Below are 21,675 nucleotides of genomic sequence, written 5' to 3'. Positions count from 1 at the left end.
CATGGGGGGATGGTGCCCCCTGTGATCGGTGGAACCCCTCGGTCCGAGGAGCACCTCGGTCCGAGGAGCACCTCGGTCCGAGGAGCCCCTCGGTCCGGGGAGCCGAGCCCCCTCAGGCCGGCCCCCGGGTCTCCGCCGCGCGGCGGGCCAGGGCGTCGAAGACCACCGCCGTGTACAGCACCCCGCCCGTGATCATGAACTGGACCGGCGGGCCCACGCCCAGCAGTGCCATGCCCGAGCCGATGGACTGGATGATCAGCACCCCCAGCAGCGCGGACCAGGCCGAGCCGCGGCCGCCGAACAGGCTGGTGCCGCCGATGACGGCGGCGGCGATGGAGTTGATCAACAGCATGCCGGAGCCCGGGACCTGGCTCGCCGAGGTGAGCCGCGACGCGACGAACAGGCCGCCGACCGCCGCCAGGGTCCCGGACGCCATGAACACCGAGATCCGTACGCGCGTCACATCGACGCCGGCCCGCCTGGCCGCCTCCTCGCCGCCGCCCAGCGCGAGGATTTGCCGGCCGTAGGGCGTGCGGCGCAGGAAGAGGTCCGAGACGACGAGGACGCCGAGGAAGATCAGCAGCGCCAGCGGCAGGCCCTCGAACTGGTCCAGCACATGGACCGCGGCGAACGCGGTCACCGCCAGGAGGGCCGTCCGCGTCCAGATCTCGCCCACCGGCCGGTACGGCATCCCGGCGGCGCCGCGACGCCTGCGCTGCCGGTAGGAGGCGAGGAGGTAGGCGGCCGTGGCGAGCGCCGCCAGGCCGTAGGTGACCGCGGGCGCGCCGAAGTACCGGCTGGTCAGCGTGGCGACCAGGCCGTTCTCGCTGAAGTTGATGGAGGTCTCCGTCCCCAGCAGGATCAGCATCAGACCGTTCCAGGCCAGCAGGCCCGCCAGCGTGACGACGAAGGCGGGCACGCCGATCCTGGCGAAGGAGAACCCGTGCACGGCGCCCGCGGCCGTACCGCAGATCACCGCGATGATCACGGCGAGCCATTCCGGCATCCCGAGGTTCACGTTCAGCGAGGCGAACACGGCGCCGGCCAGGCCGGCGAGTGAGCCCACCGACAGGTCGATCTCGCCGATCAGCAGCACGAAGACGATGCCGACGGCGATCATGCCCGTCCCGACGATGTCCACGCTGAGGACGGACAGGTTGCGTGGCGAGAGGAAGTTGTCGTTGAGGCCCTGGAAGACGATCCAGGTCACGGCGAGGGCGAGCAGGGCCGGGACCGGGCCGAGCGCCCCTTCGGGCAGCCTGCGGCGCACCGCACCGGCGTACGCCCCGAGCCGGCCGGTGTCCCACCGGCGTCCGCCGGCGCGCGCCCCCGTCCGCCTCCCCCTTACGGCCATGCTTCCTCCGGGCGGGTCGGGCGGTGGGAGGCGGCGTTGTCGGCCGCTCCGGTGATGGAGGCGATGATCTGCTCCTGAGGGGTGGTGTTCACGTCGAACAGACCGTTGTTGCGGCCGAGGCGCAGCACGGCGACGCGGTCGGCGACGGCCTTGATGTCCCCCATGTTGTGGCTGATGAGGAGCACCCCGATGCCCTGGTCGCGCAGTTCCTCGATGAGGTCGAGGAGCTGACCGGTCTGTTCGACGCCGAGGGAGGCGGTGGGCTCGTCGAGCAGGAGCAGCCGGGGCGAGCCGAGGAACAGCCGGGTGATCGCGACGACCTGCCGCTGGCCGCCGGACAGCGTGGCGAGCGGCGCCCGCACGTCGGGAATGCGCACGGACAGGGTGTGCAGCAGTTCGCGGGTGCGGCGCTCCATCTCCACCTCGTCGAGGACGCCGAGCCGGTGGATCTCCCGGCCGAGGAAGAGGTTCGCGACGACGTCGAGGTTGCCGCACATCGCGAGGTCCTGGTAGACGGTCGCGATGCCCAGGACCTGGGCGTCCTGCGGGCGCGTGATCTGGACGGGGCTGCCCTGCCATTCGATGACGCCCCGGTCGGCGGGACCGACCCCCGAGATCACCTTGACCAGGGTGGACTTGCCGGCGGCGTTGTCGCCCATCAGGGCGACCACCTCCCCGGCCGCGATCTCCAACTCGACGTCCACCAGCGCCTGGACGGCGGCGAACCGCTTGCATACGCCGCGCAACGTCAGCAGCGGCTGACCCGGCACGGGGCCACCTCCTCGGGTGGGGCTCATCAGAGGAGTCCGGCCTTGGCGCAGGCGGACCTGAGCTGCGGGGTGCAGATCCGCGAGATCGTGTACATACCGTCCTTCACCACAGTGTCCTTGATGGTGGTGGCCGTCACCGGCACCGACGGGAGCAGGACCGTCGGAATGTCCTTGGTGGTGGCGTTGTCGACGGTGCCGGGGGCGATGGACGCGACCGACTTGCCGCGCCCCAGGGCGACGGCCATCTCGGCGGCGGCGTCGGCGGCCGGCTTGAACGGCTTGTAGACGGTCATGTACTGGTCGCCGCGGACGATGCGCCGCACGGCCACGAGGTCGGCGTCCTGGCCGGTGATCGGGGGCAGCGGCCTGACCTCGGTGGCGTTGAGGGCGGAGACTACGGCGCCGGCGAGGCTGTCGTTGGCGGCCAGGACGCCGTCGATGTTGCCCGCGCCCAGTGCGGCGACGGCGCTCTTCATGTTGACGAAGGCGTTCTCCGGCCGCCAGCCGACGGTGTCGTACGACTTGCCGATCTTCACCTTGCCCTTGAGGACGGAGAGCGCCCCCCGCTTGAACCAGCCGGCGTTGGGGTCGGTGGTCGCGCCGTTCATCATGACGATCTGCCCGCCGTGCGCCTTCGCGCCCATGCCCTTCAGCAGCGCCTCCCCCTGAAGCCTGCCGATCTTCGCCCCGTCGAAGGTGACGTAACCGGAGATCGGCCCCTGCGCGAGCCGGTCGTAGGCGACCACCGGAATGCCGGCCCGGTGCGCGGCCTCGACCGACGGGCGCAGCAGCTGGGGGTCGACGGCGGCGATGATCAGGACGTCCACGCCTCTGGTGATCATCGATTCGAGCTGCTGCCGCTGGACCGCCGGGTCGGGCGTGGCGGCGAAGGTCGCCGCCGGGCAGTGCGGGCACAGTTCCTTCAGCCGCTGCTCGATCAGGGGCTTGTCGAACTGCCCGAAGCGTGAGGCCCCGCCGCCCGGGAGCAGCAGGCCGACGGCGAGACTGTTGCCGCCGCCCGATCCGCCCCCGCCGCAGGCGCCGGCCAGCGCCACACCGGCGGCGACCGACATCGCCATGGCGGCACGGGTGAGCGACCTGCCCCTCAGGGCCGGAACGCTGCCACGGAGACCCATTCTTCGGTTCCTTAGAGATTTCGCCCGATTTCATGACGTATCGGACGTCTGCTGTCCAGCGTAGCCAAGCCCCACGGACGGCGACCCTCGCGTCCCTCGCCACCTCGTCCCGGGTGGAACCTCGGACATCTGTTCGCCGTCAAGCAGGGGGAACGGGTCTGATGATCACGGACGGACATGGGGTGGGACGCGGTGGACAGGCGAATCAAGAGGGCGGCGCTGGCCTGTCTCCTCCTCACGACGACGGTCCTCACGGCGGGCTGCTCGGCCGCGACGCCCAAGGCGTCCTCCGAGGACTCCTCGCCTTCCGCCACCCCGCACTCCGCCGCACCGTCCGCCCACCCGCGCGGCGACGCGGGCGCACAGGCCGGCACCGCGGCGGCCTACCGCAAGTGGGGGATCAAGCCGCTGGCGGCGGCGCCCGCCCCGCCCGCGACCAAGCCGGTGGTGCAGGCGGCCGCAGGCAGCGGGGTGCCGGTGATCAGCGACATACCCACCAAGGAGAAGATCGTCTTCCTCACGTTCGACGACGGGGCCGAGAAGGACCCGAAGTTCGTGACGATGATGCGGGAACTGAAGATCCCCTTCACGATGTTCCTGACGGACGCCGCCATCCGCGCGGACTACGGCTACTTCAAGCCGCTCCAGGGCCTCGGCGACGCCATACAGAACCACACGCTGACCCACCCGAACATGCGTACCCTGAGCGCCTCCGCGCAGAAGGCGGAGATCTGCGGCCAGCAGAAGAAACTGAAGGCCGAGTACGGCACCGCGCCCCGGCTGTTCCGCCCGCCCTACGGCAACTGGAACGAGGACACCCGTGCCGCCGCGACATCCTGCGGCATAGAGAAAATCGTCCTGTGGCGCGAGTCCATGCAGATCACGAACATGCAGTACCAGCGCGGCGACAAGAAGCTCCACCCGGGCGACATCATCCTCGCCCACTTCCGCGGCCCGTCCGAACTCAAGGGCACGACGATGACCGAGATGACGGCCAACATGCTGCGCCACATACAGGAACAGGGCTTCACCGTCGCCCGCCTGGAGGACTACCTGTAGTCGTCGGCTACCGGGATTCATTCGCAGTGCCGCCCGGCGAGCCCGCTCCCATCGAACAGCGCGGCGGAGAGACCGGCGTCTGGCGGGGGCGCATCCGGCCCGGGGACCCCGGCCCCGTCCTCTGACACCGGAGCCGACGCCCGGAGCCGACGCCGAGGCCCGGAGCCGACGCCGGAGGGGGTCAGCTCCGGGTGAGGCCGGCGGCCGTCTCCAGCAGCAGGGCGTGGACGAAGGCCTGCGGGAGGTTGCCGCGCAGTCGCCGCTGGGCGATGTCGAACTCCTCGGCGTACAGACCGGACGCCCCGCAGGCGCCGCGGCCGCGTTCGAACCAGCGGTGGGCGTCGACCGCGCGGCCCTGCTGGTGTTCGGCCAGGGCCATGACGAACCCGCAGAGCAGGAACGCTCCCTCGGCCTCTTCCAGGGGGCGTTCGTCATGGCGGAAGCGGTAGAGGAAGTGGTCCTCGGCCAGCCGGTCGCGGCAGGCGGCGAGGGTGGCTCGGGTGCGCGGATCGTCGGCGGGCAGGGCGCCGCGGACGGCGGGCAGCAGCAGGGCCGCGTCGACCGACGGGTCGTCCGGGGCGCGCTGCCAGTGACCGTCGGGGTGCACGCAGTCGGCGGACGCGGCGGCGAGCAGCGTGCCGGCGAGCCGGGCGCAGGTGTCGGCGAGGGGATGGCGGGGCGCCGCGGCGGCCAGGGCGCGCAGCCCGGCGACGCAGGCGAGGCGGCTGTGGGTCCACTGCCGGGCGTCCAGCTCCCAGATCCCCGCGTCCGGCTCGCGCCACCGTTCGGCGATGGCGCGTACCGCCAGTTCCGCGGCCTTCCAGGCGTCGGCGTCCAGGCGGTCCGCGCGCTCCGCGGCGGCGAACAGCAGCAGCGCCTCCCCGAAGCAGTCCAGCTGGAACTGGTCCGACACATGGTTGCCGACCCGGCTGAAGCCGCCGGGATAGCCGGGCAGGTCCAACTCCCGCTGGCCCGGCACCGCGTTGCCGTGCACGGTGTAGGCGGGGGCCAGGCGCGTCCCGTCCGCGGCGAGCCGCTCGCTGACGAACCGGACGGCCGCGTCGAGCAGATCGGGCGCGCCGACGGCGGCCGCCGCCTGGCCGGCGTAGCTCTGGTCGCGGATCCACACGTACCGGTAGTCGTAGTTGCGGCCGGCTTCCGCGCGTTCGGGGAGGCTGGTGGTGGCCGAGGCGACCATGCCGCCGCCGTGGCTGGTCAGCCCCCGCAGCACGGCGTACGCGCGCCGGGCGTCGCCGACGGCGATGGTGTCCTTCAGCGGGGGCACCGCCGCGCGCCAGGCCCGCTCGGTCGCGGCCCATGCCTCCTTAGCCCGGGGGAGGTGACGGGGCAGCGGGGAGAGGGAGCACTCCAGGACGAGGTCGCGGGTGTCGCCGGGCCTGAGCAGCAGGTCGACGGTCAGGCCCGCCGCGTCGGCGGTGGCTTCCCGGGCGCCCTGCCAGCGCAGCCGGTGGTGGCCCGAGGTGAGGTGCCAGACGCCGTCCTCGCCGCGGTGCGGGAAGGACGTCGGGGCGCGGCCGTAGTCGCCGTGCGGGTCGAGGACGACGCGGACGGGGGCCGGTGCGTCGACGGCGCTCAGCCGCCGCAGCAGGATCAGCCGGTTGGCCTCGCCGGGGAAGGCGAGGGCGTCCCGGCACTCGACGACGCCGTCGGTGGTGACCCAGCGGCTGCGCCAGATCAGCGTGCCCTCCTCGTAGTAGCCGCCGGGGACGTAACGGCCGCGCGGGGTGACGGCGTAGCCGCCGCGGCCGCCGATCAGGGAGGCGAAGACGGCGTCGTCGTGCCAGGTCGGGGCGCACAGCCAGTTCACGGCCCCGTCGGGCCCGACGAGGGCGCCGCGCTCGCCGTCGGCGAGCAGCGCGTAGTCATGCTGCGCGTGCGGCGGGAAGGACATGGACTTCACAAGTGTCGCTGCCTCCTGCTGTCGGTGTTCTGGTGGGCAGGGCTTCCGGGGAAGGGTGTCGCTGTCAGGCCGCCCGGTAGGGCTCCGCTCGTTGGGGGGCGAGGGTGAGGCCGAGGCCGGGGGTGGCGTCGGCGCCGGGGGTGAGGGCGCCGCCGTCGGGGGTGAGGGTGCCGTCGAAGAGGATGCGCTCGATGCGGACGTGGTCGTGGAACCACTCCAGGTGGCGCAGGTTGGGCACCGCGGCGGCGGCGTGCGCGTGGGCGTGCGGGGCGCAGTGTCCGGAGATCTGGAGGCCGCGGGCCTGGGCGAGAGCGGCGGCGCGCAGCCAGACGGTGAGGCCGCCGCTGGGGGTACCTCCCACGCCTTCAAGGCAGTGGGGGAGGGGGGCGTCGGCCTGGAGGCAGTCCACGGCTCCGGCGGCGAGCAGGTGCTCGAAGTAGGGCAGGGTGTAGCCGTACTCGCCGGCCGTCACGTCCTGGGGGACCTGGGCGCGGATCGCGGCGAGGGTGGTCAGGTGGTCGGAGGAGACGGGCTCCTCGAACCAGGTCACGCCCTCGTCGGCGAGCGCCCGCCCCACCCGCACGGCCTGCTTGGCGCCGTAGCCGCCGTTGGCGTCGACGTACAGCTCGGTGTCGTCGCCGATGACGGCGCGGGCCCGGGCGACGCGCCGCCGGTCGCGGTCCTCGCGGGTGCCCCACGACTCCGCGATCTTGATCTTGACGCGGGGGATGCCGTCCTCCTCGGCCCAGCCGCGCAGTTGCCGTTCCTGCCGGTCGTCGTCGTAGGTGGTGAAGCCGCCGCTGCCGTAGACCGGCACCTTCTCGCGGGCCGCGCCCAGCAGGCGGACGAGGGGCAGGCCGAGCAGGCGCGCCTTGCAGTCCCACAGTGCGATGTCCACGGCGGCGACGGCCTGTGCGGCCACGCCGGGCAGGCCGGCGTTGCGGACCGCGCGGTGCATGGCCTCGTTCATGCGCGGCACGTCGAGCGCGGGGGAGCCGGTGACGACGCCGGCGAGCAGGTCGTCGACGATGCGGGCCGTCGCCGCGGGCGCGTAGGTGTAGCCGAGGCCGGTGACGCCCGCCGAGTCGACGGTCGCCAGGACCAAAGTGGTGCTGTCCCAGGCGAGGGTGCCGTCCGCCTCGGGGGCGTCGGTGGGAACGGTGAAGACGGCGGTGCCCACCCGTTCCACGGCCGGGGTGTCGCTCATGTGTCGTCCTGTGCGCCGGGCCGGTCCGTGCGGTGGCGGTGACCGGGCAGGAACTCCTGCACCTTGGCCTTGAAGCCCTGGCGGACCATGTCCGCGCGGTCGCTGTCGCCCTTGAGGATCGAGGTCGCCGCGGCCTCGATCTGGTCGAGGGTGGCGTGCGGCGGGATCGGCGGCACGGCCGGGTCGGTCACGAAGTCCAGGACGCAGGGCCGGTCGGCGGCCAGCGCGGCCTCCCACGCGCCGACGACGTCGCCGGGCTTCTCGACCCGGATGCCGCCGAGTCCGAACAGGCGGGCGACGTCGGCGTAGGCGATGTCGGGGATCGACTGGGAGGGCAGGAACTGCGGGGCGCCCTCCATGGCGCGCATCTCCCAGGTGACCTGGTTGAGGTCCTGGTTGTTCAGCACCGCCACGACGAGCCTCGGGTCCTCCCACTCCCGGTAGTACTTGGCGATGGTGATCAGCTCGGCCATGCCGTTCATCTGCATCGCCCCGTCGCCGACGAGGGCGATCGCGGGGCGGTCGCCGTGCGCGAACTTGGCGCCGATCGCGTACGGCACCCCGGGCCCCATGGTGGCGAGCGTGCCGGACAGCGAACCGCGCATGGCGCCGCGCAGCTTCAGGTGCCGGGCGTACCAGTTGGCGGCGGAGCCGGAGTCGGAGGACAGGATCGCGTTCTCCGGCAGCAGTTCGTTCAGTTCGTGGACGACGTACTCGGGGTTGACCGGGTCGGCGTCGACGGCGGCGCGCCGCTGCATGACCTCCCACCAGCGGGCGGTGTCCTTCTCGATCTTCTTGCGCCAGCTCTTGTCCTTCGCCCCCGCCTGCCCCGCGTCGAGGAGGGGCAGCAGGCGGGTCAGTGTCTCGCGGGCGTCGCCGACGAGGTTGACCTCGAAGGGGTAGCGCAGGCCGACCATGTGCGGGTCGATGTCGATCTGCACGGCCCGCGCCTGCCCGAACTCCGGCAGGAACTGGGTGTAGGGGAAGGACGAGCCGATGACGAGGAGGGTGTCGCAGCCGGTCATCAGCTCGTACGACGGCCGGGTGCCCAGCAGGCCGATGGAGCCGGTGACGTACGGCAGGTCGTCGTCCAGGGCGTCCTTGCCGAGCAGTGCCTTGGCCACGCCGGCGCCGAGCCGGTCGGCGACCGCCATGACCTCCTGACGGGCCCCGCGGGCGCCCTGCCCGATCAGGATGGCGACCTTCTCGCCCGCGCCCAGGACCTCGGCGGCGCGCGTGAGGTCCTCGTCGGCCGGCACGAGCGCGTAGTGCGGCATGCCGAGGCTGGAGGGGACCATCTTGAAGGCGTGGCCGGGCGGCGAGTAGTCGAGTTCCTGCACGTCGGCGGGGATGATCACGGCGGTGACCGAGCGGCGGGCCATCGCCGTGCGCATCGCCCGGTCCAGCACGTTGGGCAGCTGCTCGGGGACGGTGACCATCTCGCAGAAGTCGGAGGCGACGTCCTTGTACAGGCTCACCAGGTCGACCTCCTGCTGGTAGGAGCCGCCCATGGCGCTGCGGTTGGTCTGCCCGACGATCGCGACGACGGGCACGTGGTCGAGCTTGGCGTCGTACAGGCCGTTGAGGAGGTGGATGGCGCCGGGCCCGGAGGTGGCGGCGCATACGCCGACCCTGCCGGAGAACTTGGCGTAGCCGACCGCTTCGAAGGCCGACATCTCCTCGTGGCGGGACTGGATGAACCGGGGGTTGTCGTCGGCGCGGCCCCAGGCCGCGAGGAGGGCGTTGATGCCGTCGCCGGGGTAGGCGAAGACATGCTCCACTCCCCACTCGCGCAGGCGCTCGAGAATGTGGTCGGAGACCTTCTGCGACATGTTCGAAGACCTTTCCGGGTTGCGGTCGGGATGTTCTGGGCGCTCGGGACGATCGGGACGGTCGGGGCGTTCGCCAGGGGCGCGACGGGCGCGACGGGCGCTAGGGGCGGTGCAGGGAGCGCAGGGCGGCTCGGCCGGCCACGGTCGCGGCGGCCGACGTGAGGGCGGCGGCGCCCGCGGTGGTCGCCCAGCGGGCCGCGCGGGAGGGCGGGTCGGGGCGTACGGCCAGGCGTTCGGGATGCTCGCCCGGGAGCGGGCCGTCCAGGCCGAGGGCCAGCGCTTCGGCCAGGTGCAGGGCCCGCCGTCCGGTGCCGCCCTGTTCGATCTGGGTACGGCAGCTGAAGCCGTCGGCGAGCAGCAGACTGTCGGGGGCCGCCGCGCGGACGGCGGGCAGGACGCCCTGCTCGGCGACGGCCATGGAGACCTCGTGGTGGCCGCGTTCGAAGCCGAAGTTCCCGGCGAGGCCGCAGCAGCCCTCGTCGAGGACGTCGGCGTTCAGGTGGGCGCGGCGCATCAGCTCGCGGTCGGCGTCGAACTTCATGATCGCGTGCTGGTGGCAGTGGGTCTGCACGGTCGCGTGGCGGGCCAGCTGAGGGGGGTGCCAGCCGGGGGGCGCGTGCTGGACGAGGTGTTCGGCGAAGGTGCGGACCTGCCCGGCCAGCCGCTGCACGTCCTGGTCGGCGGGCATCAGCTCGGGGGCGTCGGAGCGGAAGACGGCGGTGCAGGACGGTTCGAGGCCGATGACGGGGGTGCCCGCCTCCAGGTAGGGCCGCAGGACGTGCAGGGTGCGGCGCAGCACCTTGCGCGCGGCGGGCAGTTGGCCGGTGGAGATCCAGGTCAGGCCGCAGCAGACCGGCTCGGTGGGCACGGCGACGCGGAAGCCGGCGTCCTCCAGGACGCGTACGGCCGCGACGGCGATCGACGGGTGGAAGTAGGAGGTGAAGGTGTCGGGCCACAGCACGACCGTGCGGGGGTCGGCCGGGTCGGGCTCCTCGGCGTAGGCGTGCCGCTGCCACCACTGCGGGAACGAGCGACGGGCGAACACGGGCGCCTGCCGGGCCTCGTCCACGCCGGCCAGCCGTTTGCCCGCCCGCGCCAGACCGGGTGCCTGCAATGCGCTGTTGACCAGCCCCGGAGCGAGACGGGACAGGCGCGCCCAGAGGGGGAGCCGGCCCATGGAGTAGTGGGCGGCCGGGCGCATCCGGCCCTCGTAGTGGTGGGAGAGGAACTCCGCCTTGAGGGTGGCCATGTCGACGCCGGTCGGGCAGTCCGACTTACAGCCCTTGCAGGCCAGACACAGGTCGAGCGCGTCGTGCACCTCGGTGGAGCGCCAGCCGTCCGTGACGGCCGAGTCGGCGTGCCCGTCGAGCATCTCGAACAGCAGCCGGGCCCGGCCGCGGGTGGAGTGCTCCTCCTCCCTGGTGGCCCGGTAGGAGGGGCACATGACGCCGCCGGAGTGGCCGCGGCAGTTGCCGATGCCGACGCAGCGCATCACCGCCCGGTTGAAGGAGTGGTCGTCCTCGGGGAAGTCGAAGTGCGTCGCGGGAGTCGCCGGGCGCCAGGAGGGTCCGAGGCGCAGCTGTCCGTCGACCGGGTTGGGGTGGACGACCTTGCCCGGGTTCATCCGGTTCCCGGGGTCGAACAGTGCCTTCAGCTCGCCGAACGCGCCGACCAGCCGCTCGCCGAACATCCGGGTGAGCAGCTCGCCCCGGGACTGCCCGTCGCCGTGCTCGCCCGACAGGGAGCCGCCGTAGGAGGCGACGAGGTCGGCGGCCCGCTCCACGAAGCGCCGGAAGTGGGCCACGCCGTCGGCGGTCCGCAGCCCGAACGGGATGCGGGTGTGGACGCAGCCCTGCCCGAAGTGCCCGTACAGCGACGGGTGGTCGTAGTCGAACTCCCCGAACAGTTTCTTCAGGTCCCGCAGATAGTCGCCGAGCCGTTCGGGCGGGACGGCGGAGTCCTCCCAGCCCTCCCAGGTCTCCCGGTCGTCGGGCGGCCGGGCGGTGACCCCGAGCCCGGCCTCGCGGGCCTTGAGCATCCGCTGCTCACGCTCGGGGTCGTCGGAGAACGCGACGTCGGCGTCCTTCTCGGTCCGGTCGAGGGCGCGCAGCAGCGCGTGCGCCTGTTCGTCGACGGCGTCCTGGCTGTCGCCGCCGAACTGCAGCATCAGCCAGCTGTCGCCGTCCGGCAGCGCGTCCAGGGAGGTCAGATAGGCGCCCTCCTCGCGCATCAGCTGGGCCATCCGCCCGTCCAGGGCCTCCAGCTGTCCGGGGTCGCAGTGCTCCAGCAGCCGGGGGACGTCGTCGGCGGCGGCGCAGATGTCGTCGTAGCCGAGGACCAGCAGCGACTGGTACGCGGGCACCGGCACCAGGTCGAGCTCGGCGTGCAGGACGGTCACCAGGGTGCCCTCGCTGCCGACCAGCGCCCTGGCCACGTCGAAGCCGTTCTCGGGCAGCAGGGAGTCGAGGTTGTAGCCGGAGACCCGGCGGGGGATCTTCGGGTAGCCGCGCCGGATGTCGGGCAGGTACTCGGCGACGAGGCCGTCCAGCCCGGCGTACAGCTCGGCGCGGCGGCCGCCCTCGGCGGCGATCCGCGCCCGCTCGGCCTTCGACGTCGGCCCGACCCACATGCGGGCGCCGTCGTAGGTGAGCACCTCCAGGCGGCGCACGTTGTCGACGGTCTTGCCGTACGCCTGCGCGGACGAGCCGCACGAGTTGTTGCCGATCATGCCGCCCAGGGCGCAGTGGCTGTGCGTCGAGGGCTTCGGCCCGAACTGGAGTCTGTGGTCCGACAGCCGTCCGTTGAGCGCGTCCAGCACGATGCCCGGCTCGACCACGCAGGTCCGGGCGTCGGGATCGACGGCAACCAGTCTGTCGCAGTACTTGCTCCAGTCGACGACCACCGCCGTGTTCGTCGACTGGCCCGCGAGGCTCGTGCCGCCGCCCCGCGACAGGACCGGGGCGTCGAAACGGGCGCACACCTGCACGGCCTGCGCCGCTGCCTCCACCGAGCGCGGCACCACGACGCCGATCGGCACCTGCCGGTAGTTGGAGCCGTCGGTGGCGTACGCGCCCCTGCTGCCCGCGTCGAACCTGACCTCGGCGTCCACCTCCGCGGCCAGTGCCGCGGCCAGTCCGTTGCGACTCATCAGAGGAAACCGCCTTCCCGTGGACGCTACTGCCGCTCCCGGGTACCCGGCCTGGAGGACTGCAAGAGTGCGTTTTCCGAGAAGTCGATCTCCTTCGCGGTGGTGATCCGGGCGTCCATGTTGCGCTCCATCGCGGCAGGACAGGGCGGGATTCCCCGCCCCCGGAGATCAGCCGGTGCCGGAGGGGTGACAGCGGCCACCAGCCGTTCGAGCGCACGTGAACCTCAACCCGACCGGGTTGGAATCCCCCTCTCTTGAGAGGAGGAGGATGTCAAGGGTGGTAGTGGTCCGCGGGCGCGGCGGCGCGGGCGCGGGGGCGGACGACGCGACGACGCGACGACGAGGAGAAGTACCCGGCGGCCAAGGCTGCCTAACGCAGCGCCGTGGCGCCCGCGCGCCAGGCGCCGAGCAGCCTGTCCGCCAGGCGGTCGTCGAGATGGGCGGTCGCGCGGATCCCGAACACCACGTCGGCGTCCAGGTGGGGTTCGCCCTCCAGCAGCCCGCCGACGACGTCGTGCCGGACGATCTGTTCGTGCACGGCGTCCGCCTCCACGTGCTCGGCGTAGAACCGCACGGCCGCCGGGCCCGCGCCCACCCGGCGCAGCGCCTCGGCGAGGCGGCGTGAGGCCGGCGACGAGGTCACCTCGACGGCGGCGAAGTGTCCGACGAGCGCCGCGCGCAGCGCCCGGTGCAGACCGAACAGGGACATCAGGTTGACGGTGGCGAGCGCCTCGGCCGGCGCCGCGTCGACGTAGTGCCCGTACGTCGCGTCGAGCCGCAGGTCCTCCATGAGGTCGGCGAACAACCGCGCGTGGATCCGCTCGGCGCGGCCCCCGCCGAACTCGTCGAACTCCACGGCGACCATGGCCGCCTTGGCCCGCCCGTGGAGCCGGGGGAGGACCCAGGCGTGCGGGTCCGCTTCCTTGAGGTGGTACAGCGAGCGCACGGCCGCGTACTCACGCAGCTGGTCGAGGCTGCCCTCGTCCCGGAGGAAGTGGGAGACGCTGCCGGGGGCGTCGCCGACCGGTTCGAGCTGGAGTTCGTCGAGCGCCTGCGCGGCGGTCACCGGCTGGTCGGTGCCGTCGTCCATGGGGACGTCCCTGCGCAGTGCGGCCAGGAAACGGTCCTCGATCGCAGCGCGGCAGGCCAGCAGCGCGCTGTCCCACTCAAGGCTGTCGGGGACGCCCTGGAAGCCCTGGTAGTGCAGCTCGTAGAGGACGTAGAGGGCGAGCTGCAGGTCGTCGCCGTAGACGGGACGCTCTGCGGGCAGCGGGACGGGGGAGGGCGGGCTGCCGGGGGCCGGTCCCCTCAGCAGGGCCGTCACCGCGGCGGAGAGCGGGCCGCGCGGCTCGGGCAGCGGCGGCGGCCGGAGCCGGAGCTGATCGCGGGGACGGGGAGAGGGCGAGGGCCAAGAGACGGTCATGCGGCGTCGCCCTCTTCCGGCCGGCAGCGGCGCCGATGGCTGGTGTCGCACCAGGGGTAGATGCGGCTGCGGCGACAGGTGCAGACCGCCACGGTGAAGCGGTCCGAGACCGTCACCTCGCCGTGCTCGTCCACCACCTCGACCGGCCCCTCGATCAGCAGGGGCCCGTCGCGCTGGACGCGGACACGGACGCGGTGGGGGCGTTCAGGGGTGTGCGGCACGGATCACCACCAGCTCCTCCGTCGTCCCGTCGGCCGTCAGCCCCTGCTCGCGCAGCCAGGCGAGCCGTGACCGCAGCACCCGGCCGAAGGGCAGCCTGGCCCGGTCGACGACCTCCGCGCGCAGCCCCGCCTTCTCCAGACGGGTCAGCGTGGCGTCGATGCCGCACAGATGCGAGTGCACGATCAGCAGCGTGCCCGTCGGACGCAGCACCGTCGGCGCGGTGTCGCAGATGCGGTCGATCAGCAGGCGGCCGTCCCGGCCGGCGTCCCACGCCCTGGCGGGCCCCCGGGGCGGCGTGGGGCCCGGCGCGGGCACATAGGGCGGGTTGGCGGTCACCAGGTCGAAACGGCGGCCGGGCACGGCCGCCGCGAGGTCGCCGTGGCGCACCCGCAGGAACTGTCCGTTCAACAGGGCGTTCAGCCAGGCCGCGGCGATCGCCCGCCAGGAGATGTCGACCGCGGTGACCCGGCCGCCGAGCCGGGCCGCCTCCACCGCGAGCAGTCCGCTTCCGGTGCCGAGGTCCAGCACGTCCGTCTCGCCCGTGATCCTCTCGCGGCGCAACGCACCCTCCAGGAGCCGCGTGTCGGCCTGCGGAGGATAGACGCCCCGGGGAACCCAGCAGCGGACTCGTGGTGCGGCGGCGAGTGAGTCGGCCGTCATGGCTGCCTGTGCCTTCCTCTGGGACGTGCTGCTGAGCCGGCAGCGCCCCACGAGTACCCCGGGACCGCAGACGTAACGACGCCAGGGCCGAGGAGACAGCCGCGGCCGTTTTCAGACCCGCCGCCGCCGGTTTCAGCGCTCCGAGCTCTCCCCGGGGATATGACACAGGCTCTGAAACCGGACTGAAGCCGGTCTGAACCGCTCCGCCCGCAAGCTCTGCGGCATGACTTCGACGCACAACGAACCCGCGATCGCGGCCACCGGGCTGCGAAAGGCCTACGGGGACAAGACCGTCCTCGACGGCATGGACGTCCAGGTGCCCGCCGGCACGATCTTCTCCCTCCTCGGCCCGAACGGCGCCGGCAAGACCACAGTGGTCAACATCCTCTCGACGCTGATCTCCGCCGACGCCGGACAGGCGCGGATCGCCGGCCACGACGTCACCGGCGAGGCCCAGGCCGTGCGCGCCGCCATCGGCGTCACCGGCCAGTTCTCCGCCGTGGACGGGCTGATCACCGGCGAGGAGAACATGCTGCTGATGGCCGACCTGCACCACCTCTCCAGGAGCGAGGGGCGACGGGTGACCGCCGAACTGCTGGAGCGGTTCGACCTGGTCGAGGCGGCGAAGAAGCCCGCCTCCACCTACTCCGGCGGCATGAAACGCCGCCTCGACATCGCGATGACCCTGGTCGGCAGCCCGCGGATCATCTTCCTCGACGAGCCCACCACCGGCCTGGACCCCCGCTCCCGGCACACCATGTGGCAGATCATCCGCGAGCTGGTCTCCGGCGGCGTCACCGTCTTCCTCACCACCCAGTACCTGGAGGAGGCCGACCAGCTCGCCGACCGCATCGCGGTGCTCAACGGCGGCAGGATCGTCGCCGAGGGCAGCGCCGAGGAGCTCAAGCGGCTCGTCCCCGGCGGGCATGTGCGGCTGCGCTTCTCCGACCCGGACGCGTACGGCCGCGCCGCGACCGCGCTGCGCGAGACGACCTGCGACGACGAGGCGCTCACCCTGCAGATCCCCAGCGACGGCAGCCAGCGCGAACTGCGCGCCATCCTCGACTGGCTCGACTCCGCCGGCATCGAGGCCGACGAGCTGTCCGTGCACACCCCCGACCTGGACGACGTGTTCTTCGCCCTGACCGGCGCCCCCGCCACGGCCACCGCCCCCGCCACCGACCCCGCCGAGAAGACCGCCGGGCAGACCGGCGAGAAGACCGCCAAGCAGACCGCAGGCAAGACCGCCGAAAAGGAGACCGCCCGATGAGCACCCCGTCGTACGCCCTTCGCGACAACCTGACCATGCTGCGGCGCAACCTCCTGCACGCCCGCCGCTACCCCTCCCTCACCCTGAACCTCCTGCTCACCCCGGTCATCCTGCTGCTGCTGTTCGTCTACGTCTTCGGCAACGTGATGAGCGCCGGCATCAACGGCGGTCACGCCGACCGCGCCGACTACGTCGCCTATCTCGTCCCCGGCATCCTCCTGCTGACCGTGGCCATGACCTCGCTCGGCACCGCGGTGGCCGTGTGCACCGACATGACCGAGGGCATCATGGCCCGGTTCCGCACCATGGCGATCTCCCGGGCCTCCGTGCTGATCGGCCATGTGATCGGCAGCGTCATCCAGACGATGATGGCCCTGGTGCTCGTCCTGGGCATCGGACTGGCCATCGGGTTCCGGCCTGACGCGTCCGCGGTGGAGTGGATCGCGGCAGCCGCCCTGATGGCCCTGGTCAGCCTCGCCATGACCTGGATCGCGGTCGGCATCGGTCTGATCAGCCCCAACCCCGAGGGGGCCAGCAACATCGGGACGCCGCTGGTGATGCTGCCGTTCCTGTCCAGCGCGTTCGTGCCGGTGGACGCCATGCCCGGCTGGTTCCGCTGGTTCGCCGAGTACCAGCCGTTCTCGCCCCTCATCGAGACCCTGCGCGGGCTGCTGCTGGGCAGCGGGATCGGCGCCAGGAACGCGGTGCTGGCCGTCGGATGGTGCGTGGGGCTGTCGGTGCTGGGCTACCTGTGGTCCAAGGCGAAGTTCAACCGTGAGCCGCGGCACTGAGCTCGCGCAGTGCGGCCGCCCGCAGCTCCTCCCGTCTCAGGGTGGCGTACGTCGACCTCGCGTCGTCGTAGGCCGCCCTGTCGGCCTTTTCGGCAGCCTCCCGGGCCCGGGTCGTGGACAGGGTGGGGAACTCCCGGATCGCCGGCATCCGCTCCGCCAGCGCCAGCAGCCGTACGGCCGCCGGGTCGCCCGAGGCCAGCCCGGTGAAGCCGAGCGCCAGCAACACCGTGCCGTACACCGGAAGTTCCGCCGGGGAGTCGTCCTCGAAGGAGCCGCCCAGCATCCCCAGCAGCCGCTGCCGCAGCTGTTCTGCCAGCGCGGCCACCGGCTCCAGCCGGCCGCACTGCGCGTGCGCCGCCAGCGCGGCCGACTGGATCTCCAGCGACCACGGATCCACGAACGGATCGTCGGCGTACAGCAGGCTGCCCTGCCGGATCCGCTCCGCCGCCTGGCGCCACAGCCCGAGCCCGACCTCGGTCAGCCCGCGGGCCAGTGCGATCTCCGCGCGGGCCGGCAGTTCGGAGCTGAACGCCTCGGCGGACTCCGGCTGTTGTTCCAGGGCCGCGAGGCCCAGCCAGTACTCCGCCTCGTCGACGTCCCCGCGCTGCAGACAGGCGAGCACCAGCCCCCAGCGCACGCCGATCGCGTCCGACCAGTCGCCGACCTCGTCGAGCGCGCCCAGCGCGGCCCGCAGATGGTCGTACGCCTCCGCGCCCCGCCCGGACTTCAGGCACAGCTCGCTGATCCGCCCATGGCTGAGCAGCCGCATGGCCGGATTCCCGAGCGGCCCCATCGCGTCGAGCATCCGGCGGGCGCACGCCAGCGCGCGTTCCGTCTCGTGCTCGGCCTCCCACACATAACTGGCGACGCCCGCCGCCATGCCCGCCAGCATGGGCGCGTCGGCGTCGCAGAGTTCCTGCAGCCGCGTGTACCGCGGCGGACGTATCTCGGGGAAGGCGCCCAGCACGACGGCCAGCGCCCGCGCCAGCGTGTCCGGCGGGGCGGGCGGCAGCCGGCGCAGCGTGACGAGATGGCGTACGGCGTGGGGTCCGCGACCCATGAAGAGGCTGGCCGTGCACACCACCGCCGCACTACGGGCCGCCTCGACGTCCGCCAGGTACTCGGGGTCCTCCGGGTTCTCGGGGTCCTCGGGACCGGGACGGAAATGGGACAGCGGGCCGCCGGTCTCGTCGGCGAGGGCGGCGAGGCGGGCGTAGTTGGAGCCGGTGGCCCACAGCGAGCCCAGCGTCGCGGTGACCGCCGCGACGGTGGGGCCGTCGGCGCGGGCCAGCGCGTACCGCAGGGCCAGGACGAGGTTGTCCTGCTCGGCCCGGATGCCGGTCCACGGGCGCGGCGGGCCGCCGCCGAACAGCACGTCGTGGTGCGCCCGCCCGAAGTCCCGGGCCCACAGGAGGAACCGGCCGGTCACCGCCTCCTCCTCGCCGGCCTCGGCGCGCCGGGCGGCACCGAACTCCCGCAGCGTCTCCAGCATGTGGAACCGCACCCCGGAAGGGTTTTCGCCCACCTTGACCAGGGACTGGCCCGCCAGCTGTTCCAGCAGCGTCAGCGCGTCCGCGTGCTCGCCGAGGACGCACTGCGCCGCGTCCTCGGTGAAGCCCCCGGGGAACACCGACAACGCCCGTAGCGCGGCCCGACCGTCGGCCTCCAGCAGATTCCAGCTCCACTCCACGACGGCCCGCAGGGTGCGGTGCCGCTCGGGCGCGTCGCGGGCGCCGCCGCGCAGCAGCGCGAAGCGGTCCCGCAGCCGGCGCGAGATGTCGGCCACGGAGAGCACCCGGACCCGGGCCGCGGCGAGTTCGACGGCCAGCGGCAGCCCGTCCAGGTGGCGGCAGATCTCGGCCACCTCGGCGGCCGGCAGGTCCACCCCGGGCCTGGCGGCCCGCGCCCGCTGCACGAACAGCTCCACCGACGTCGCCGGCGAAAGCTCCGGCAGGGCGTACACCGACTCCGAGGTCAGCCCCAGCGGAGCCCGGCTGGTGGCCAGGATCCGCAGCTCCTTCGACCGCGACACCAGCGCCTGTACGAGATCGGCCGCGCCGGCGATCACCTGCTCGCAGTTGTCCAGCACCAGCAGCGCGGGCCCGCCGCCCAGCGCGGCGACGATGCCGCCGACCACGTCCCCGCCCCCGGCGAACCGCCCGGCCTCCCCGGCGCCGACGGCCGAGGCCACTTCGTCGGCGACGTCCTCGTCGGCGAGGACGCCGGCCAGGGTGACGAAATGCACCACGGGCTGCACGGCCGCCCGGCTCACCGCGTGCGAGAGCCGGGTCTTGCCCAGCCCGCCGGGACCGACGACCGTGACCACCCGTGCCCCGCGCAGCAGCCCGCCCACGGCGGCGACGTCGGCGTCCCGCCCCAGCAGCGGGTTCGGCTCGTGCGGCACCCCGTGCCGGGTCGGCGGCGCGTCCGCGCGCAGCAACTCCTGGTACAGGGACCTGAGGCCGGGCCCCGGGTCGGTCCCCAGCTCGTCGCGCAGCCTTCGGCGGTAGGCGTCGTACCGGGTCAGTGCCGCGGGCCGCCCGGCGGTCGCGGCCTCGCAACGAAGCAGCTCCGCCAGCACCTCCTCGTCCCGCGGCAGCTCCCTGGCCAGCTCGGCCAGCGGCGCCGCGGCCTCCGCCCGCCGTCCCACCCGGGCGAGCGCGAGCGCCCGGGAGCGGGCCAGCGCGTGATGAGCCCGGCGGCGGCCGGCGCGCAGCGCCACCACCGGATCGTGCACGTCCTCGCCCGCACCGGCGCCCAGTCTCCCGTCCCACAGCGCCAGGCCCGCCTCGGCCTGCGCCAGGGCGCCCTCGTGGTCCCCGGCCCGCGCCCGCTCGGCGCTCGCCGCCTCGTACGACAACAGCGCGGAGCTGTCGACCTGGGCCTCGTCCAGCGCCAGCCGGTACCCCGTCGGCGTGCTCACGATCAGCTCGGCGCCCAGCTGCGCCCTGAGCCGCGACACCAAAACCTGCACCGCCTTGCCCGGCCGCTCCGGCAGCTCGTCCGGCCACAGCCCCTCCACCAGCACGCCGGTGCTGCACCCGGCGTGCAGGTCGGCGGCGAGCAACGCCAGCAGGCCGCGCAGCCGGGGCGCGGTGATCTCCCGCCCACGACAGGCGACTTGGGACAGCAACGCCAACTCGGTGGTCATGCCTGAAGGTTAGCCAGCACCACGCCGAGGGCTGCCGCCCGTGTGCGAGTGATCAAGAAGTCGGTAAGAACCAGGCGTCCCGCGCCGGTTGGGCACAACCTTTCGGCCCGACGGCCCGTCCAAGTCGCGCCCGGCGCCGGTCACCGCGCCGGGGTTTCTTCTGTGTCATCTCTGGGGGATGCCATGAATTCTGTCTCCGTCGGGCGTGTGCTGCGTCGCGGTGCATGTGCCGGAGCCGTGGGCGCGCTGGTCGTCGCCGGTCTCGGGAGTGGGCTCGCCGTCGCCGACGACGAGCCGCAGTCCGATCAGCTGTGGATCCAGGCGCCGTACGAGCACGCGGTCACCGTCGCTCCGGACGGCGGCGCGGCGCAGTACCGGTCGCTGGCGCTCGGCCTTTACCACGACAACGGCAACTTCACCGTGACCGGCGGCAGGCTGACCGTCGACGTGTCCGGACTCGCCGGGGTCGCCGACGTGTCCTGGCCCGACAACTGCACGCCCAACGACGCCGGCACCGTCGCCGTGTGCGACACCGGCGACGTGCCCACCCGCTACAGCGCGCAGGTGCAGTTGAAGGTGCGGGCCGCCGCCGGCGCCGCCGTGGGAGCGCAGGGCGCGATCGAGTACTCCGCCGAGGCCACCGGCGGCCCCGACGGCACGCTCACCGCCCCGCAGGGCTCCGCGGAGACCTTCGTCACCGTCGGCTCCGGCCCGGACCTCGGCATCGGCGCCCCGCAGGACCTCAGCGGCGTCGCGCCCGGCACCACCCTCACCGTGCCGTCCTCCGTCACCAACACCGGCAACGAGACCGCCCACGGCTTCAGCGTGCAGATGTGGGCGACGTACGGCCTGGACGTCGCCACCCGCTACCCGCAGTGCACCTACACCGGGCCGAACGACGACGACAGCCAGTACCCGTCGATGACGTACGTGACCTGCTCCTTCGACACCGACGTCGCGCCCGGCGCCACCGTCGAACTGCCGCAGCCGCTGCGGCTCGCCGTCACCGACCACGCGCTGTACGAGCGGTTCGACTACAACGTGGCGCCCGGCGGCGGCGTCACCGACCTCGACAGCTCGGACAACGGCAGGTCCTGGCACATCAACGCCGACAACACCGCCGACTTCGGCGTGCACGGCACGAAGGCGAGCGGCGCGGCCGGTGACACCGTCACCGCCGGTTTCCGCTTCGTCAACCGCGGCCCGGCCTGGGTCGGCAACGTCGCCTCCGGCGACCCGGTCGCGGTGATCGACTACTACCTGCCGCCGGGCACCACCGCCACGTCCGTGCCCGCGACCTGCCGCACCGCCTGGACGTCCGGCGACGACCCGTCCATCGGCCACTACGCCTGCACCCTGCCGACGTGGGCGAAGCCCCGCCTGAAGGTCGACTTCCCGTTCCGGCTGCGCATCGACCGGGTCGTGCCCGACGCGACGGGCCGCGTCACCGTCCACCCCCACTCCGACACGTCCGTCGGCTTCGACCCGAACCCCGGGAACGACACCGCCGAGGTGATCGTCAACCCGTCCGCCTGACGGGAGCGACGCCCGCAACCGGGCCCAGGTCCGCGACCTGGCCGACGATGTAACGGCCGCCGTCGCGATCGGCCTTGAGGGCCGCGGGGGTGTCGGAGACACGGGTGTGGGTGAAGGGGGGGCACGGTCCGCCGCTCCTTACTTGCGGGCGGCGGTCTGCTCGACCGCGCGCACGATCACGCCCCGTCCGCGGCG

The 21,675-nt window shown here is 73.1% G+C and carries 15 protein-coding genes; 4 read left to right on the top strand and 11 right to left on the bottom strand.

All coding sequences use genetic code 11. The annotated features are described in order from the left end of the window. Positions 1-112 precede the first annotated feature (112 nt). From ACIBTS_RS23740 to ACIBTS_RS23730, 3 genes are read right to left on the bottom strand one after another with little or no spacing between them, the layout of a single operon-like run. Positions 113-1,354, bottom strand: a complete 1,242-nt coding sequence (locus tag ACIBTS_RS23740) for a sugar ABC transporter permease (RefSeq protein WP_399321918.1) — start codon at positions 1,352-1,354, stop codon at positions 113-115. Next, entirely contained in the window at positions 1,345-2,124 is a 780-nt protein-coding gene (locus tag ACIBTS_RS23735; protein ID WP_399321917.1) for an ATP-binding cassette domain-containing protein, read from the bottom strand. The genes ACIBTS_RS23740 and ACIBTS_RS23735 overlap by 10 nt, the downstream gene beginning before the upstream one ends. 26 nt (positions 2,125-2,150) lie before the next feature. Further along, positions 2,151-3,260 carry a sugar ABC transporter substrate-binding protein gene (locus tag ACIBTS_RS23730; RefSeq protein ID WP_399321916.1) on the bottom strand — a complete coding sequence of 370 codons (1,110 nt, stop codon included), beginning with the start codon at positions 3,258-3,260 and terminating at the stop codon, positions 2,151-2,153. 192 nt (positions 3,261-3,452) lie between these two features. Between ACIBTS_RS23730 and ACIBTS_RS23725 the strand changes: the two genes are divergently transcribed. Beyond that, entirely contained in the window at positions 3,453-4,319 is an 867-nt protein-coding gene (locus ACIBTS_RS23725) for a polysaccharide deacetylase family protein (protein ID WP_399321914.1), read from the top strand. A gap of 181 nt (positions 4,320-4,500) precedes the next feature. Here the strand turns inward: ACIBTS_RS23725 and ACIBTS_RS23720 are convergent, their stop codons facing one another. The 7 genes from ACIBTS_RS23720 to ACIBTS_RS23690 all read right to left on the bottom strand — a co-directional run bounded on the left by ACIBTS_RS23720 (position 4,501) and on the right by ACIBTS_RS23690 (position 14,732). Then, a complete protein-coding gene (locus ACIBTS_RS23720) occupies positions 4,501-6,231 on the bottom strand; it encodes a glycoside hydrolase family 15 protein (RefSeq protein WP_399321912.1) in 1,731 nt (576 codons plus the stop codon). A gap of 73 nt (positions 6,232-6,304) precedes the next feature. Then, on the bottom strand, positions 6,305-7,447 hold the full coding sequence (locus tag ACIBTS_RS23715) for an enolase C-terminal domain-like protein (protein WP_399321911.1): 1,143 nt from the start codon (positions 7,445-7,447) through the stop codon (positions 6,305-6,307). Continuing rightward, positions 7,444-9,279: a thiamine pyrophosphate-requiring protein gene (locus ACIBTS_RS23710; protein WP_399321909.1), complete on the bottom strand. Its 1,836-nt coding sequence runs from the start codon at positions 9,277-9,279 to the stop codon at positions 7,444-7,446. Before ACIBTS_RS23710 ends, ACIBTS_RS23715 begins: the two co-directional genes overlap by 4 nt. A 100-nt stretch (positions 9,280-9,379) precedes the next feature. Beyond that, positions 9,380-12,427 (bottom strand): FAD-binding and (Fe-S)-binding domain-containing protein, encoded by a 3,048-nt coding sequence (locus ACIBTS_RS23705; protein WP_399321907.1) that lies wholly within the window; start codon positions 12,425-12,427, stop codon positions 9,380-9,382. A 370-nt stretch (positions 12,428-12,797) separates the two neighbouring features. Continuing rightward, on the bottom strand, positions 12,798-13,850 hold the full coding sequence (locus ACIBTS_RS23700) for an iron-containing redox enzyme family protein (protein WP_399321905.1): 1,053 nt from the start codon (positions 13,848-13,850) through the stop codon (positions 12,798-12,800). Then, positions 13,847-14,071, bottom strand: a complete 225-nt coding sequence (locus ACIBTS_RS23695) for a CDGSH iron-sulfur domain-containing protein (protein ID WP_319676793.1) — start codon at positions 14,069-14,071, stop codon at positions 13,847-13,849. Before ACIBTS_RS23695 ends, ACIBTS_RS23700 begins: the two co-directional genes overlap by 4 nt. Then, a complete protein-coding gene (locus ACIBTS_RS23690) occupies positions 14,055-14,732 on the bottom strand; it encodes a HemK2/MTQ2 family protein methyltransferase (protein ID WP_399321903.1) in 678 nt (225 codons plus the stop codon). The genes ACIBTS_RS23695 and ACIBTS_RS23690 overlap by 17 nt, the downstream gene beginning before the upstream one ends. Positions 14,733-14,955: 223 nt before the next feature. Here ACIBTS_RS23690 and ACIBTS_RS23685 point away from each other — a divergent pair, with 223 nt between their 5' ends. Continuing rightward, positions 14,956-16,002 carry an ATP-binding cassette domain-containing protein gene (locus tag ACIBTS_RS23685; protein ID WP_399321901.1) on the top strand — a complete coding sequence of 349 codons (1,047 nt, stop codon included), beginning with the start codon at positions 14,956-14,958 and terminating at the stop codon, positions 16,000-16,002. Beyond that, entirely contained in the window at positions 15,999-16,793 is a 795-nt protein-coding gene (locus tag ACIBTS_RS23680; protein WP_319676796.1) for an ABC transporter permease, read from the top strand. The genes ACIBTS_RS23685 and ACIBTS_RS23680 overlap by 4 nt, the downstream gene beginning before the upstream one ends. On the opposite strand, the gene ACIBTS_RS23675 is transcribed toward ACIBTS_RS23680, so the two are convergent. Next, entirely contained in the window at positions 16,771-19,944 is a 3,174-nt protein-coding gene (locus tag ACIBTS_RS23675; protein WP_399321899.1) for an ATP-binding protein, read from the bottom strand. The two genes, ACIBTS_RS23680 and ACIBTS_RS23675, sit on opposite strands and share 23 nt — an antisense overlap. A gap of 183 nt (positions 19,945-20,127) precedes the next feature. Between ACIBTS_RS23675 and ACIBTS_RS23670 the strand changes: the two genes are divergently transcribed. After that, the gene (locus ACIBTS_RS23670) at positions 20,128-21,480 is read left to right on the top strand and encodes a hypothetical protein (RefSeq protein ID WP_399321897.1); all 1,353 of its coding nucleotides are present in this window, start codon (positions 20,128-20,130) and stop codon (positions 21,478-21,480) included. Positions 21,481-21,675: the final 195 nt, after the last annotated feature.

Source organism: Streptomyces sp. NPDC050121 (assembly GCF_044460385.1).
Classification (GTDB): domain Bacteria; phylum Actinomycetota; class Actinomycetes; order Streptomycetales; family Streptomycetaceae; genus Streptomyces; species Streptomyces soliscabiei.
Note: the sequence above shows the minus strand (reverse complement) of the source record. Positions and strands in the feature narration are given on the sequence as shown.

Bases quoted from the DNA above. Each gene is read 5' to 3' on its own strand.
- ACIBTS_RS23740 (WP_399321918.1), bottom strand. From the start codon at position 1,354: ATGGCCGTAAGGGGGAGGCGGACGGGGGCGCGCGCCGGCGGACGCCGG.
- ACIBTS_RS23730 (WP_399321916.1), bottom strand. From the start codon at position 3,260: ATGGGTCTCCGTGGCAGCGTTCCGGCCCTGAGGGGCAGGTCGCTCACC.
- ACIBTS_RS23720 (WP_399321912.1), bottom strand. From the start codon at position 6,231: ATGTCCTTCCCGCCGCACGCGCAGCATGACTACGCGCTGCTCGCCGAC.
- ACIBTS_RS23715 (WP_399321911.1), bottom strand. From the start codon at position 7,447: ATGAGCGACACCCCGGCCGTGGAACGGGTGGGCACCGCCGTCTTCACC.
- ACIBTS_RS23710 (WP_399321909.1), bottom strand. From the start codon at position 9,279: ATGTCGCAGAAGGTCTCCGACCACATTCTCGAGCGCCTGCGCGAGTGG.
- ACIBTS_RS23705 (WP_399321907.1), bottom strand. From the start codon at position 12,427: ATGAGTCGCAACGGACTGGCCGCGGCACTGGCCGCGGAGGTGGACGCC.
- ACIBTS_RS23700 (WP_399321905.1), bottom strand. From the start codon at position 13,850: ATGACCGTCTCTTGGCCCTCGCCCTCTCCCCGTCCCCGCGATCAGCTC.
- ACIBTS_RS23690 (WP_399321903.1), bottom strand. From the start codon at position 14,732: ATGACGGCCGACTCACTCGCCGCCGCACCACGAGTCCGCTGCTGGGTT.
- ACIBTS_RS23685 (WP_399321901.1), top strand. From the start codon at position 14,956: ATGACTTCGACGCACAACGAACCCGCGATCGCGGCCACCGGGCTGCGA.
- ACIBTS_RS23680 (WP_319676796.1), top strand. From the start codon at position 15,999: ATGAGCACCCCGTCGTACGCCCTTCGCGACAACCTGACCATGCTGCGG.
- ACIBTS_RS23675 (WP_399321899.1), bottom strand. From the start codon at position 19,944: ATGACCACCGAGTTGGCGTTGCTGTCCCAAGTCGCCTGTCGTGGGCGG.
- ACIBTS_RS23670 (WP_399321897.1), top strand. From the start codon at position 20,128: ATGAATTCTGTCTCCGTCGGGCGTGTGCTGCGTCGCGGTGCATGTGCC.